We start from the raw sequence: 15,081 nt of genomic DNA, 5'->3' as shown, positions 1-15,081 counted from the left end.
GGAGAACACCTATGAAGATGAGTCGTGTGCCCGTAAAAGCTGTCTTTCTTGCCACTACCGCTCTCGCTTTTTTTGGCGTTGCTCGAATGGTAGTTGCACAACAGGGACCCACCACCACCCTGTTGCCTATGCCAGTGCCTGCCGTACTACGCATGCACGCCGGTGGTTCGGCCAGCGGTCTCTGGGCGGCCGAAACCGGTCTCAGCAATAGCTCCGGCTCTTCCGCCGTATCCACTACCACGGCCATCAACACCACTCTCGATCCCGTTCCCGCACCCCAGGCGGTCTATCAAACCGCACGCAGCGGTGTCTTCACGTACACCGTCTCCTCTCTTACCCCGGGTGCGATCTATCCCGTGAAGCTGCACTTCGCCGAGTTTCAGAAGACGGCAGTGGGCCAGCGCGAATTCAACGTCGCGATCAATGGCGCGCAAATCCTGTCGAACTTTGACATCTTCGCGGCAGCAGGCGGCGAGTTCATGGCCGTAGAACGAGCCTTCACTGCGACGGCATCAAGCACGGGCACCATCGCCTTGCAGTTCAGCAATGGAGCAGCAGGTCTGGCCCAGGTCAACGGCATCGAAGTCCTGCCGTCGCTTAGCACCGGAACGACCTTGAATACCGGCGTTTATACGCTGACCTCTAAAACTACAGGCTTGAACATCGACAATAACAACTCCATGACTTCGGGAGCGAATGTCATTCAGTACAGCGGAAGCGCCGGCAATACGGGACAACAGTGGCAGATCAACAAACTACCGAACGGCAAGTATGCGCTGGTCTGCCTCTCGAACGGTCTGGCGTTGGATACGAATAACACCACGGCAACCGGTTCTCCGGCCGTCGAGGCTACAACTCAGTCCACAGCTCCTACGGCTACCCAGCAATGGAACATCACACCGCTCAGTGGGAGTAGTTACACGATCTCCGGTGTTTCAAACGGGCTGTATCTGGACAGTGGCGCTAGTGCCAGTAACGGCTCACTGGTATCGGAAAATAACTCGTCCGGTAGCGCATCGCAGCAATGGACTCTTACGCCGGTTCAGATCGGCGCAGTTACTCCCTTCGTTACCTATGAAGGCGAGTGGGGTTCTTTGCAAAACGGCGCAACCGTCATCTCTCAGCTCGTTCCTCAGCCCACCGAATTCGTAACCGCAGCGATCGAAGCTTCCGGTCGTGCGTATGCACACCTTACCGGAGCCGCATCTTCCGTTCAGTGGACCAACCTGACGGGTAGACCCATTACCGCCATCAATATTCGCTACTCCATTCCAGATGCTCCCACTGGAGGAGGTATCGATGCCACACTCAACCTCTACGTAAACGGACAGCTCCGCCAATCCATTCCGATGAACTCCCACCAGACCTGGACCTATGAAACAGACGCCACCTACTTCGGCTCAACCGAAACACCCGGGGCAGGAGAATCAGCCTTCATGTACTGGGACGAGGCACATGCTTTCATCTCTGGAGCCGCGGTGCAGCCTAACGACACCATCGCGCTTCGCGTCGATACCCAGAACACCGCCGCCTATTACGACATCGACGCCATCGATCTAGAGGCTCCACCGGCGCCACTGTCACAACCTCCAAACTCTCTGTCGGTAGTCAACTACGGTGCTGTCCCCAACAACAGCGGCACCGATAACACCCCCTTCTTCCAGGCCGCTATCAATGACGCCTTCAGCAAAAAAGAAAGTGTCTGGATCCCAGAGGGCACGTACTATCTGTCCAGCCAGCTTAGTGTCAACAGTGTCACCCTCCAGGGGGCAGGCATGTGGTACTCGACGCTCTACTGGAACGTCCAGAGTGCCAACTACACAGGAAACAACCAGATTACCGGGCCGGGAGGAACGTTCGAGAACTTCGCGATGGATAGCAACGGCAACCGCGAGGCTCACAAGTATGGCCTCAATCTATCGGGGACCAACTGGAAGATCGATAGCGTTTGGCTTCAACACGCGGGGCCCAGCATCTGGGTTCAGGGCACTGGTGGCCTGGCGCAGAATAATCGCATCAATAACTCCTTCGCCGACGGCATCAATCTCAATAATGGCAATGGCGCATCCGGGTCCAATACCGGAAACGACCTGACTGCCCGCAATAACTTCGTACGTGGTACCGGCGATGACGGTATCGCAGTGAATGACGCCGCAAGCAATCCTCCAGCCGTTACTTCGTTCGTGCAAATGCAAAGCCCAACTGTGTTGCAGAACACAGTAGTCGCCCCATGGTGGGCAGATTGTTACGGCATCTATGGAGGCACCAACATCTACGTGGCAAATAATATCGGCTCCGGCGGCGCACGCCAGAACGGTATCGATTCAGGCCCCTTCTTTCCGATCGGCGGCAAATTCGAAAGCGGAAAGATCCAGGGCAACATCCTCTTTCAGAACGGCGGCAAGCACCGCGGCGGCACACCACAACCCGCGGTTACCGCTGGCGTGGGTAATAACTGGAGCTACGACGAAACGCAGGTCACCAATGAACTCCTGCGGGGAAACAGCATCGTGAACGCAACCTTCAATGCCTTGCAAGTCGTCGCGATGCAAAACGGTCAGATCACGAACGAAGTCATCAATTCGCCAGGCATGGATGGCATTGAAATCCTTCCGAGCAGCCAGGGGAATGCTCTCTTTGACAACAACGACGTGTTCGACATTCCCACCGGCTTTAGCCCCTTTATCGACTCCGCCTCCACCGCCTTCAGCGCAACCGGAAGTGGAAATACAGGCTTCACCCCTTAAAGCAGCGACAACGAAAAAGGGCGCCTATCGGGCGCCCCTTCTCGTGCTCTCACGAGAAAGTTGAAATCCGCAATTGCATATGACATCGCTACCATATACACTTGTCTCGCTGCGCGGTCACACGATCTTTCAGCACACGTTTCTGTTCTGAATCTGTTCCCTCAAGAGTTGCCATGATCAAGCTATTCGAACGTTCCCTCCTCGATCTTCTGCGCACCTTGAGTGCTGGTCTATTACTGACAACAGCATTCCTCCCTTCGGTCGCGGAGAGTTCTGTACAGCAACCATGCGGCACAGCCAAGGGTCTTGTACTGGTCGGATACCAGGGATGGTTTCGGTGTCCAGGTGACGGCTCTCCCGCGAACACATGGAGTCACTGGTCGAAAGGCGCGCCCTCTCCAGACACGATGGCCATCGATCTTTACCCCGATACTTCAGAGCTTGACTCGAAGTCACTATGCAAACTTCCTGCCGCAACCATCGATGGTCAACCGGCATACGTCTTCTCTTCCTATCGCAAAGAAACCGTTGAAACGCACTTCGCATGGATGCAGCAATACGGAATCGATGGAGCTTTGGCCCAGCGCTTCATCAACTCGACACCTGGCCTTATGCGTGAGGGCGATGCCGTCCTCCACAACATTCGCTCCGCGGCGGAAGACCATGGCCGGAAGTTTGCCGTGGAGTACGACCTGAGCGGGGCCCATCTCGACACGGTCTTCGCACAACTCCAGGATGACTGGTCCTACCTTCAACGGGACGGCTTTGTCAGCAGCAACGCCTACCTGCGGCTGAACGGTAAACCTGTTATCGCTATCTGGGGACTAGGCTTCGGAGACGGGCATCACATCGTCGATCCAGTACTCGCGCTGAAGATCATCCGCTGGTTCCAGCAGCAAGGAGCAGCCGTCATCGGAGGAACACCTTCAGGTTGGGGCAGCCTCTCTGGAGACAGTACGCATGATCCGAATTGGGCAAGTGTCTATGCGGCGCTCGATGTAGTGCAACCCTGGACCGTAGGCCGGTATAACTCTCCTGAAGCCGCCGATCACTGGAAGACTTCGCATCTGGAGCCTGACGTGGCCCTGACACAAAAGAATCATCAGCTCTATATGCCCGTGATCTTTCCGGGATTCTCGTGGCACAACTTGAAGCCGGAGTCCCCTGCTAACCAGATACCCCGGCTTGGCGGTGAATTCTTCTGGCGACAGGCCTACAACGCCCGGACTGCGGGTGCCTGCATGGTGAAGATAGCCATGTTCGATGAAGTCAATGAAGGCACCGCAATTTTTAAAGCGGCTCCGCGTCGCGCCGATGCCCCAACGCCAGGCTACTGGCTGACGCTGGATGCGGACGGCAAACAGCTTCCATCGGATTTCTACCTTCAACTAACAACGCAGATCAAGAAGATATTTGTAGAAGAAACGACGCCTTCCAAAAAGCTTCCGCTTAAGCCAGCTAAGTAAAAATTCAATCCCCCGTTAGACAGGAGCATCATGATTTCACGGCGACGTTTCACCGCCCTAAGCGCTGCTAGCCTTTGCAGTGGAATTGCGAAAGCGCGATCCCTTGGCACGATCGCAAACACCTATGCTGACCACTCGGAGAGTAACGCCAAGGTCTCTCAATACGTTGATATCCGCATTGGAACAGGCGGCCACGGACACTGCTATCCCGGTGCCACGCTGCCGTTCGGGATGGTGCAACTCAGTCCAGATACCTACAACCGAGGCTGGGACTGGTGCTCCGGGTACAACTACTCAGACTCGTCCATCATGGGCTTCAGTCATACCCATCTCAGTGGCACTGGCATCGGTGACATGCTGGACATCCTCGTCATGGCCTGCACAGGTGCCGTCAAGACGGTTCCCGGAACGCGCGAACATCCGGAAGAGGGCTACCGCTCGCGCTTTCATCATGAAGACGAGCGAGCATCACCGGGCTACTACTCCGTTCTTCTCAGCGACTACAAGATCACAGCGGAGTTGACTGCAACTGAGCGAACAGGGATGCATCGATATACCTTTCCGAAAAGCGATGAGAGCTACTTCATCGTCGATCTCGCCCATGGCTACGACGACGGTCCCAACGTCGTGCGATGGAGCAATCTTCGGGTCCAGGGCAACGATACATTGGTCGGCGGAAAGAGCACTGCTCGCTGGGCCAACGGACGCGAGATCTATTTCGCGATGAAGGTCTCACGACCATTCGACTCGCTTGAAATCTTCGTCGACGGTCAACGCGTAGACAATCATTCCGCCGAGCTGAAGGGCAAGTCGATCCAGGCGGTGCTTCATTACAAGACGAGTGCTCAGGAACAAATCCTGATGAAGACCGCTGTCTCTGGTGTCGACGAAGCGGGCGCGATGAAGAACCTCGAAGCAGAGGCACCCCATTGGAACTTCGATGCGGTGAGAGAACAAGCTGCTCAGACCTGGGAAGAAAACCTGTCACGCATCCGGGTAGACGGGGGCACGCTGAAGCAGAAACAGATCTTCTACACTTCCCTCTACCACTCCTTGCTGGCACCAACCATCTTCGACGATGTAGACGGACGATATCGCGGCATGGATGGACAGAACCACACGCTGGAGACCGGCGAACATAACTTCAGCACCTTCTCTCTCTGGGACACATACCGCGCCGCTCATCCTCTTCTCACTATCGTGAAGCCGGAACTTATACCGGCAATGATGAACTGTCTTATCCGTATGGCCGAACAGAGTGCGATGGGAATGCCCATCTGGCCGCTGCAGGCGAAGGAAACGAAGTGCATGACCGGCTATCACTCGGCAGTGGTCATCGCCGAAGCGGTGGCGAAGGGCTTTCCAGGCATCGATCTGCAGAGAGCCGCCAGGGTCATGCGCAAGGAGGCCCTTGAGAGCGACGTTCGCGGCCTCCCTCTGTATCGAGAAAACAAGTTCATTCCTTGCGATATATTTCCCCAGTCCGTCAGCGTTTCGCTTGATTACTGCTATGACGACTGGGCCGTCTCGCGCGTTCTGCGGGCGGCGGGTGACACTGAGACCTCGATTGCACTGGAGAAGCGCTCCCAGGGATATCGCAATCTTTACGACAAGCAGACTGGCTTCATGCGGCCTCGCCTGAAGACCGGCGAGTGGGCACTTCCCTTTGCACCCAATGAAATGGGGCACTCCAAGCAGTGGCGTGACTATGCGGAGTCCAACCCCTGGCAGGCGACGTTCGCGGTACAACATGACCCAGCTGGCCTGGCCGAACTGATGGGCGGCCGTAGCGCCCTGAAGTCCAAGCTCGATGGAATCTTCAACGCGAGTTCAGAACTTCCACCCGATGCGCCACCAGACATCGCGGGTCTCGTCGGACAGTATGCTCACGGCAACGAACCGAGCCATCACATTGCGTACCTATACCTCTACACAGACACACCATACGAGACGCAACCACGAATCCATTCGCTTCTTGAATCCATGTACGACAATAAGCCTGACGGCCTGGCGGGCAATGAGGACTGCGGCCAGATGTCTGCCTGGTACGTGATGAGCGCCATGGGCTTTTACATGACGGATCCGACAAGCGGAGCCTATGTGTTCGGTTCACCGTTGTTCGACCGCATCACGATCGCCACAACGCAAAGTCGAAAGTTCGTGATCAACGTCACCCGATCGAACCCGGATGAGGTTTACATCCAGTCCATCGACCGCAGTGGCCATGATTACGGAAAACTCTGGTTCACGCATGACGATCTGAAGTCAGGAACGTCCTTCCATATAAAGATGGGATCTGCTCCTAACCGCAATCTAGGCGCAGATCCAGCGCTAGCGCCCCCTTCCGCTAGCTTGCATAGCCAGGATGTGACCTAACCGCCGGTCATACTTCGGGTACAAAGGAATGGAAGGCACGAAAACAGCGCCCACAAATCGCCTCGAGGAGACAACACAGCTACGATGATGACAACAATCGCCCATAAAACTCTCCGTTGGCCCACACGACGCCAGGCGGCAGTTGCACCGAGCCTCGATCGCCTGCACCTTTGGCGTCGACTGCTCCTTGCGAGTTGCATCCTGGGCACATCCGTTGCAGGTTTTGCGCAGGCGCGAGTCTATGTCCCCGCGGTCCCTCCTGATTCGAACTCAGCAGCTTACGCTGCTCCTCGTGATGAGTGGTTGATTACAGTACAGAACAAGTTTGACAAGTACAGCGGCAAACACGCCGACATCCTCTTCGACGGCGATTCGATCACCAATCGCTGGGAGATAACGGGCAAAGCCGTTTGGGACGCAAAGTTTGCCGGACGTGCTGCGGACTTTGGCATCGAGGGAGATCGTACAGAGAATTTGCTGTGGCGCCTGTCAAAAGGCCAGGTCACAGGCGTGGACCCGAAGTTAGTCGTGCTGATGATTGGCACGAACAACGTAGTTCGTAACACCTCTGGCGAAATTGCGAGCGGCGTAGAGGCTATCGTCAGCCAATACGAAACCCTCTGCCCCTCGGCTCACATCATCCTCATGTCGGTCTTTCCCCGAGGCAGGACGCCCTCCGACCCCAATCGCATGAAATTAGCTGAGGTCAATCAGGCACTGGCTACACGCTTTACCGAGACGACTGATCCTCGCGTAACCCTTGTCGATATCAGTTCTCGCCTCACACAACATGATGGAACGATCTCAACCGACATGATGCCCGACATGCTTCACCCCGCTGCCGACGGTTATCGCATATGGGCCGACGCGCTCCAGCCATACGTCGACAAGTATGCTCCCATTGCCGCCAAGTAAAGGCCATTGCTGTCCGACCGAGCGACCGCGCTCTCAATTGGGTCGCCACAAAGACCGCAGATGGATTTTTCGCGAAATTTGGGGCTTTGGATGGAGATTTAAGGCTGTCCTGCCCGCCTGACGCGCTGCCCGCCATCTCCATTCATCCGTTTCAGTTATCCTTGGTCTACCCACGGACAACGTACGGCACAGGGGATGGTTTTGCCATCAAGAAAGGGACTCATCATGGCGGCAGTAATACAGTACCGATGTGAGATTTGCGGCACCGAGAGTTCGAACCCGATCCACTGGTTCATGATTCAGTGCAATGCAGAGGAATTGAAGGTTCTCAAGTGGAACACCGAAGCGGCATCGGCCTACGGCGCGCGCCACTACTGCGGCGAAGCCCACGCCGGTGTCTATATCAGCCGGTGGCTCGAGGCTTCGTGCTCACCTTCAATACCCGACTTCAATCGGGCTAGTCGGTAGACCCTGGCGGGTACCAGAGACGCACGTCCCGGGCAGGCATGGGACAGAAACGCCCGGCGTGGTTGTTTGGATCAACTTCATGCATCAGCAGGAAGCCTTCTGGGTTGTTGAGCAAGCGCAGTAGAGAAGCCGCAGGTTTTTCGGAAGCCGAGTTCGCTTCATGAGAGCGATCACTCATGAAGCGAACAGCCTATGCGGGTTGGATCATCTCAGTGGATTTGTCTTATATATACGAAATTTGACGTCTCTCTACTGGCCGCAGGCTATACAGACGGGAACAAATACTACAGCTACGCGAGTGCCGCCCCCAAGTTATTTTTTTGGCCCAGGCGCATTGGCGGCATAGTTCCGTAAGTAAGAGATCGCCAGACAAATTCGAGTGGACCGAAAGCGAACATCTTCAGCCAAAGAAAGCTGAATACAATATTGAAGGTCCAGACAGCGAAGACGACGTACATGAGCTGGTAGTAGCCCAACTTGCCGTAAAGCTTCCATGGACCCCAGACGAATAGAGTCTGGCAGATGAGGCTCGTGAGTATGTAGTTGCTGAAGGCAGTTCGTCCTACAGCGGCAAGAAGTCGTTGCGGGATTTTGAATAAACCACTTTTGATGATGATCATCACGAAGGCGGCAATGGCCAGGGAGCCGGGCTCGCGGGTGAGGTAGTAGGGGAAGAAGAGCCACTTTTCAAGGTCGAGGAAGAAGAACCCGCTGGAGTATACCTTGAGAGCTCCAAGGGCATAAAAGGGGACGGAGATCGAGAATCCGAGGATGGCGGTCCACCAGTAGGAGGCATAGGAAAGCTCGCCTGTGAAGAAACCAAGCTTCATAAGCCCCATTCCGATGAGCATGGCAGAGAGGACATCCATCAATAGATCGAGGTGAGGCGTGAAACCGTCGAGGAGTCCTTCGCTGTTGGAGGCGACCTGTTGAAGATAGCTGGAGGTAGCTTCTTTGAGGTGTGCCTGAGTTTTAGCTGGCGTCGGGCTTTGGGATTGGACACGAGCGTTCCATTGCTTCAGGAGGTCGCTCTGTTCGGCGGTGATAAGGCTTCCTGCCTTTTTTGAGGCTTGAATGGAGGCCGCCTGGCGGCTGAGACTGAGGTCCTGACCGGCGCCTAGGAGATGAACGACGCCGAGAGGCGCCACGAAGACGGAGAGAAGGGTGCCCGACCAGAGCAGAGTCTTCGGCTTGAGCTTGCGCAATGGATAAAGAAAGAGCAACGCCACGAAGCCGTAATCGAAGAGAATATCCCCATTCCAGATAAAAATGCTATGCAAGATGCCAAAGAACATGAGGAACATGTTGCGGCGGGTGTAGATATCAGCGGAGTCCTTGCTTCCTCGAAGTTCTGCGCGAGTTGTCATGAGAATGACGCCAGCGCCGAAGAGCATGGAGAAGAGTCCGCGCATCTTCCCTTCGAAGAACATCCACTTGATCATGAACAGGATCAGATTCAAGTGGGCGTGGGGACCGGCAAAATCGTTGGTTGGAGTGCCGACCGGAATATCGTGCGCAAGCTGAACGGTACCGAAGTAATCGATATTTAGCACGAGAATGCCAAGGAGGGCGACCCCGCGGAGTACATCGATGCTGGAAAATCGCTCTGAAAGCTTTGCTGGCGCCGTGGCTGTCACTGGACCGGCGAGTTCTTCATTTGAAGCGGATGCGACCTGTGCGGAAGATGCTTTTGATTCTGTCGTGTCGATTGCAGTTAACACCTATAAACTCCCGATTTTTGAGCTTGGAAACAGATTCAGATCTTGAGCGCAGTAAATGATTGAAGCTATGTTTCTATTTCCATTCGTCACGGATACAACACGTGAATATTTTTTTTATTCCCAGATCGTAAGCAAATTTGCAGATACCGCAGGCTTCGGACCAAAGGTTGCACGAAAGTCGAGATGAAACCAAGTTTTGAGGACCCCGCTAGCCGGTCCTACCGAGATTCGACGGCTATCGCTCGACGCACCGAATGACGATACAAACCTGGTCTCATTGGGACCGGGGATGTGGCATGCATGGACAGTTTCCGGGAGTGGTCTTTTCTATCTGAAGCGGTCCTCCTCCATAGCGTCAACCACTCTATTCCGGTTCGATATGAGATCGGGTAAATCGCAAGCTCTCTCCCAGGCAGCTCAAGCAGTGAACGACAGACTCTCGGTGTCTCCCGGCGGACGATTTGTCCTCTTCGGTCGACGCTCGAATACGAACGGCAGCATCATGATTCTGGATGATCGGAACTAGACTTTTAGTTCCGCCCAGAGTCAATCACGATCTATTGATCTCCCCCATGTATATTGGAGGGACTTTGCACTAAAGGAACTTTTATGAAGCTAGTTTTGCCTCTGTTTCTCCTCTCGACGACAGCCTTGTTCGCACAGCCAACGGTTCCTGGGTCATGGACGATCTCCGGGGACGTCCAGGGCTATGCCATCAGCGAAGTCTGCACCTTTACGCAGACTGCAGACAAGATCGGCGGCTCATGCGTGTCCAATGGAAAGACATACGATACGACCGTGACGATCGATGGCTCGAAGGTCATCTTTGTTCATGGCGGCGAGTATGAGGGAAAACCCCTGACACTTACTTACACCGGCACCTATAACGACAAAGGTGAACTCAACGGCGATATCGACGTAAAGCCTCTGGGTTACGACGGAACGTTTACAGCAACGAAGACAGAGACAGCAACAAAGACAGATACAAAGTAGGTCAGGGCTTCCCTGCTCCCTGGGTGGGGTTCCATGCGCACAAGCCGCAGTGCGCATGGAACCAGCCAGGACGGAAGGCTGTAATGGTAAAGCAGCTCATGGCGCCGAGGTAAGCGGAATGGGCTGGACGTGAAACCTGGGCGGGACTCCTGACGTCTCCGTATACACTTTCGTATACCGCTGATATCTCAGCCCAGGAAGATCCGTGACGCCCCTGCTCTCCGCTTGTCCCGCGCACCGCCGTCTTTTTCTCTTTGCAGCACCGCTCGCGTTCCTCGCCTGCGCCGCCCACGCGCAGCAGACCTATACGGCTGCCGACTACGCCCGCGCCGAAAAGATGATGGGGTACAGCGTCAACCCGCTCGTAGACCATACCATCACCGCGCCCAGCTACCTGCCTGATGGCCGCGTCTTCTTCCGCGATCCCGCAAATACCGAGGTCGTCTACAGGATCGCCTCGCCGAACGGCACAGTTACGCCAGCCTTCGACAACGCGAAGCTGGCGGCAGCGCTCACCGCGGGCGGCGCGAGCAACGGGGATACTCATCGGCTACAGGTTTCCGGGTACACGCCCGAACCCGGTGGCGGCTTCAGCATCGTCGTCTCCGGCCGCAAGGTCCTATGTGATGCCGCCGTGACTACCTGCACGCCCGATACTGCCACCGCCAACGCGCCAGCTGGCCGCGGCAATCGCAGTCTGTACGACGTCTCGCCCGACAAGACCAAGGGTGCCTTCATTCGCGACTGGAACCTCTGGCTCCACGACATGAAGACCGGCCAGGAGACGCAGCTGACCCACGACGGTGTGGAGAACTATGGCTACGCTACCGATGACGCCGGCTGGAGCCACTCCGACCGCGCCATCGTACTCTGGTCGCCCGACTCTCAGAAGATCGCCACCTTCCAGCAGGACATGCGCAAGACCGGCGACATGTACCTGGTGCCCGTCACCTACCGTCATCCGGTGCTCGATCACTGGAAGGGCCCGATGCTCGGCGACAAGGACGTCACCATGATCGAGCGCGTCGTCATCGACCTGCCCACCGGAGGGATGACGCGCCTGAAGATGTCGCCCGATCAGCATCGCTCCACCATCTGCGACGATGTCAGCTGTCGCGGCGGCTCCGGTTGGGACGACGTCCAGTTCTCCGCTGACGGCAAACACCTGGCCTTTGTCTCCAGCTCGCGCGATCACAAGGACGCCTGGCTGAAGGTCGCCGACACCACGACCGGCGAGATTCGCGACGTCTACCACGAGCACGTCGACAGCTACTTCGAGAGCGGCACGGATAAGGTGAACTGGAAGTACCTGCCTGCGAGCAACGAGTTCCTCTGGTTTTCCGAACGCACCAACTTTGGCCAGATGTACCTCTACGACCTGAACACCGGTCAGCTCAAGAACCAGATCACTCATGGGGACGGCCCCGTCACGCAGGTACTCCACGTCGACGAAAAGGCCCGTGTCGTCTACTTCCTGGCCACCGGTAAGGAAAGCGGCAAGGACCCCGACCACAGCCCCACGCGCGACCCCTACTTCACCTACTACTACCGCGCATCGTTCGACGGCAAAAATCAGCGCCTGCTCACCCCCGAGGACGCCGACCACACCGTTACACCCTCTCCCGACGGCCAGACCATCGTCGACATCTACTCCACGCCAACGACGCCCAAGACCGCCGTGCTGCGCTCCACCGCCGACGGCAAGGTGCTTGCCACACTGGGCAAACAGGACATCAGCCGGCTCACCGCTACCGGCTGGACGCCTCTGACCCCCATCAAGATGAAGGCCCGCGACGGTGTCACCGAGCTCTTCGGCTACATGTGGAAGCCGGCGAACTTCGACGCATCGAAGAAGTATCCCGTGGTCGACTACGTCTATCCAGGCCCGCAGACCGGCTCCTGCGGTTCTCGGCAGTTCGCAGCGGCCCACGGTGACGACCAGGCACTCGCCGAGCTTGGCTTCGTCGTCGTCTGCATCGACGGCATGGGCACACCGTGGCGCTCCAAGAAGTTCCACGACTTCTACTCGCACGCCGAGACCATGGGCGACAACACGATCCCCGACCAGATAGCCGGTCTGAAGGACCTCGGGAAACAATACCCCTTCCTCGACCTTGACCGCGTAGGCATCTGGGGCCACTCCGGCGGCGGCAACGCGACCACCACGGCCATGTTCGGCTTTCCCGATTTCTTCAAGGTCGGCATCGCCGAAAGCGGCAACCACGACAACCGCGACTACGAGGACGACTGGGACGAGAAGTGGGGCGGTCTTGAGGTCAACAACGATACCCCGCAGGACAACTACCTGAAGCAGGCGGCCGAGAACTATGCCGGCAACCTGAAGGGCTATCTGCTGCTCGCACACGGCACCATGGACGACAACGTGCCCCCTTCGAACACGCTGCTGGTCGTTGACGCGCTGATCAAGGCCAACAAGGACTTCGACCTGATCCTGATCCCCAACGCGCACCACGGCTACGGCGAGGCCTCACAGTACATGACGCGCCGCCGCTGGGACTTCTTCGTCCGCCACCTGGCCGGTGCGACGCCGCCGCTCAACTACCAGATGCGCAGCCCCGCCGAGGTCGCCCGCATCACCGCCGAAGGCCCGTCCGCCGGTGGTCCCTCCGTCGACGACTTCTCTGCCGACGCCACCAGCGTCGAGAACCCCGGCGATGCCCCCAACCAGTAAGAGCCCTGGATGGAGTTGTAGAGCGGCTAGCCTCAGAGGCTAGCCGCGTTCCATACCACCCGTCATTGGTATGGATTCCACTGTCTCTAATCAAAGCTGTACACGAAGTCCAGCAGCGAACGCTTCAAGCAGAAGCCAACCCTCTTGCCAATCTCCATTGTTTGGCTCCGTGGAGATGTGACCGCGAGCCCCGACCAAAACGAACCCTGCTTCCCAGCTTTTTGCCAACCCGGCAGCTACTTCGATCGAGCAGTAGGGATCATTCGTACTGGCAATCACCAAAGCAGGATACGGCAGCGGTGACTCCGGAATCTGGGTGAATGATGGAGATGGAAAGCCATCACGTTTGAAGTTCGGGGGCGCTACTAGAAACGCACCGGCGATCGAGAGGTTCGGACGGTCCAGTTGAGCCCAGCAGACACTTAAAAGGCATCCCATGCTATGGGCTATGAGAATCGGAGGGGCCGAACACGCTTCTATCGCTCGGTCCAGTGCGGCTATCCAATCGCTCAAATCAGGATCAGCCCAACTCGCTGTCTGCAATCGTACGGCATCGGGCATGCGCTCTTGCCATAGAGTCTGCCAATGCTGTGGTCCGGAGTTGTTGCGGCCAGGAAGAATCAAAAGCGGCGTACGCACTATTCAGGCTCCAATGCGCAAAAGCGCAGTTCAATTGTAGATTCGATGCAACGAGGGATCCATCGGTAGAACGAGACGACTCTGAAACCAGGTTTAATCTGAGATTTCAGACGTCCCTATATTCCGGAGTGTAATTCTGAAACAGACCGATCGTATACGGCGTGGGAGAGAACATGAGCAAGAGGCGGTTGGACATCGTGGGGGCAGGCAGGGTTGGCAAGACCCTGGCACGTTTATGGAAGGAACATGCTGCATTTGAGATCGGAGACGTGGTCAACCGCTCACCTGAGAGCTCCGAGCAAGCGATCGCCTTCATTGGCGGAGGAACAGTCGGTCAAATAGATCAAATCGACGTTCTCATGATCTCTACCGCCGATTCAGCCCTCGCTGATTGCGCGGCTGCTCTTGCAAAAACAGCAAGCATCGGACCCGAATCCGTGGTGTTTCACTGCAGTGGATCAATCTCTTCAGAGATCCTGGCGCCACTCCGCGCGAGAGGGGCGAGCATCGCCAGCATGCATCCGGTTAAGAGCTTCGCTGATGAGTCTCTGGCAGTCGAGAGTTTTTCCGGCACATTCTGCGCACTCGAAGGAGATTCAACCGCTGTACAAGTTCTCGCGGAAGCCGTGGACGCGATTGGTGGAAAGAGATTCACCATCGACCCAGCAGCCAAAGCCGTATACCACGCGGGGAGCGTCTTCTCGAATAACTATCTTGTAAGCACCGTCGCAGCAGGAATCGATTGCCTTGTAGAAGCGGGCATTGCGAGAGCGACCGCCTTTGAGATTCTGAAACCCATCGCCACCGAAGCCCTGGAAAATCTATTTCGTTTTGGACCTGTTCAGGCCCTTACCGGTCCAATCTCTCGTGGAGAGACAAAGGTGGTTGAAACGCAACTTCTGGCCTTACAGGCCTGGGATCCCGAGATAGCCGCATCCTATGCCAGCTCGGGAAAGCTAGCGGCTCGTCTTGCGCTACAAAATGGTCGGGCTTCCAAAGAATCGATTCGGCAAATCGAGGAAGTTCTAGCGAGGTCGATCTGAGACACGGCTGGAAATCAGACA

The 15,081-nt window shown here is 56.5% G+C and carries 10 protein-coding genes; 8 read left to right on the top strand and 2 right to left on the bottom strand.

Annotation, left to right across the window (positions count from 1 at the left end; all coding sequences use genetic code 11):
- The first annotated feature begins 11 nt into the window (after window positions 1–11).
- The 5 genes from ACIX8_RS11105 (at window position 12) to ACIX8_RS11085 (ending at window position 7,972) form a co-directional block, all read left to right on the top strand.
- Entirely contained in the window at window positions 12–2,747 is a 2,736-nt protein-coding gene (locus ACIX8_RS11105) for an RICIN domain-containing protein (RefSeq protein ID WP_014265429.1), read from the top strand.
- A gap of 173 nt (window positions 2,748–2,920) precedes the next feature.
- Window positions 2,921–4,213: a glycoside hydrolase family 71/99-like protein gene (locus ACIX8_RS11100; protein WP_014265428.1), complete on the top strand. Its 1,293-nt coding sequence runs from the start codon at window positions 2,921–2,923 to the stop codon at window positions 4,211–4,213.
- A 30-nt stretch (window positions 4,214–4,243) separates the two neighbouring features.
- Window positions 4,244–6,589 (top strand): GH92 family glycosyl hydrolase, encoded by a 2,346-nt coding sequence (locus ACIX8_RS11095; RefSeq protein ID WP_014265427.1) that lies wholly within the window; start codon window positions 4,244–4,246, stop codon window positions 6,587–6,589.
- Between the two features lie 84 nt (window positions 6,590–6,673).
- Window positions 6,674–7,504: a GDSL-type esterase/lipase family protein gene (locus tag ACIX8_RS11090; protein ID WP_014265426.1), complete on the top strand. Its 831-nt coding sequence runs from the start codon at window positions 6,674–6,676 to the stop codon at window positions 7,502–7,504.
- Window positions 7,505–7,729: 225 nt separating this feature from the next.
- Window positions 7,730–7,972, top strand: a complete 243-nt coding sequence (locus tag ACIX8_RS11085) for a hypothetical protein (RefSeq protein ID WP_014265425.1) — start codon at window positions 7,730–7,732, stop codon at window positions 7,970–7,972.
- Between the two features lie 290 nt (window positions 7,973–8,262).
- Here ACIX8_RS11085 and ACIX8_RS11080 read toward each other — a convergent pair whose 3' ends face one another.
- Window positions 8,263–9,693, bottom strand: coding sequence for a DUF418 domain-containing protein (locus ACIX8_RS11080; protein WP_014265424.1), 1,431 nt, complete (start codon window positions 9,691–9,693; stop codon window positions 8,263–8,265).
- A gap of 609 nt (window positions 9,694–10,302) precedes the next feature.
- On the opposite strand from ACIX8_RS11080, the gene ACIX8_RS11075 reads away from it, so the two are divergent.
- Both ACIX8_RS11075 and ACIX8_RS11070 read left to right on the top strand, forming a co-directional pair.
- Window positions 10,303–10,686: a hypothetical protein gene (locus ACIX8_RS11075; protein ID WP_014265423.1), complete on the top strand. Its 384-nt coding sequence runs from the start codon at window positions 10,303–10,305 to the stop codon at window positions 10,684–10,686.
- 205 nt (window positions 10,687–10,891) lie between these two features.
- Window positions 10,892–13,378 (top strand): S9 family peptidase, encoded by a 2,487-nt coding sequence (locus ACIX8_RS11070; RefSeq protein WP_014265422.1) that lies wholly within the window; start codon window positions 10,892–10,894, stop codon window positions 13,376–13,378.
- Between the two features lie 90 nt (window positions 13,379–13,468).
- On the opposite strand, the gene ACIX8_RS26540 is transcribed toward ACIX8_RS11070, so the two are convergent.
- On the bottom strand, window positions 13,469–14,017 hold the full coding sequence (locus tag ACIX8_RS26540; protein WP_014265421.1) for an RBBP9/YdeN family alpha/beta hydrolase: 549 nt from the start codon (window positions 14,015–14,017) through the stop codon (window positions 13,469–13,471).
- Between the two features lie 173 nt (window positions 14,018–14,190).
- On the opposite strand from ACIX8_RS26540, the gene ACIX8_RS11060 reads away from it, so the two are divergent.
- Window positions 14,191–15,060 carry a Rossmann-like and DUF2520 domain-containing protein gene (locus ACIX8_RS11060; protein ID WP_014265420.1) on the top strand — a complete coding sequence of 290 codons (870 nt, stop codon included), beginning with the start codon at window positions 14,191–14,193 and terminating at the stop codon, window positions 15,058–15,060.
- Window positions 15,061–15,081 lie beyond the last annotated feature (21 nt).

The organism is Granulicella mallensis MP5ACTX8 (assembly GCF_000178955.2).
In the GTDB taxonomy this organism is placed as follows: domain Bacteria; phylum Acidobacteriota; class Terriglobia; order Terriglobales; family Acidobacteriaceae; genus Granulicella; species Granulicella mallensis.
The sequence above is the reverse complement of the archived record's forward strand: the minus strand, read 5'-3'. Positions and strand labels throughout refer to the sequence as shown.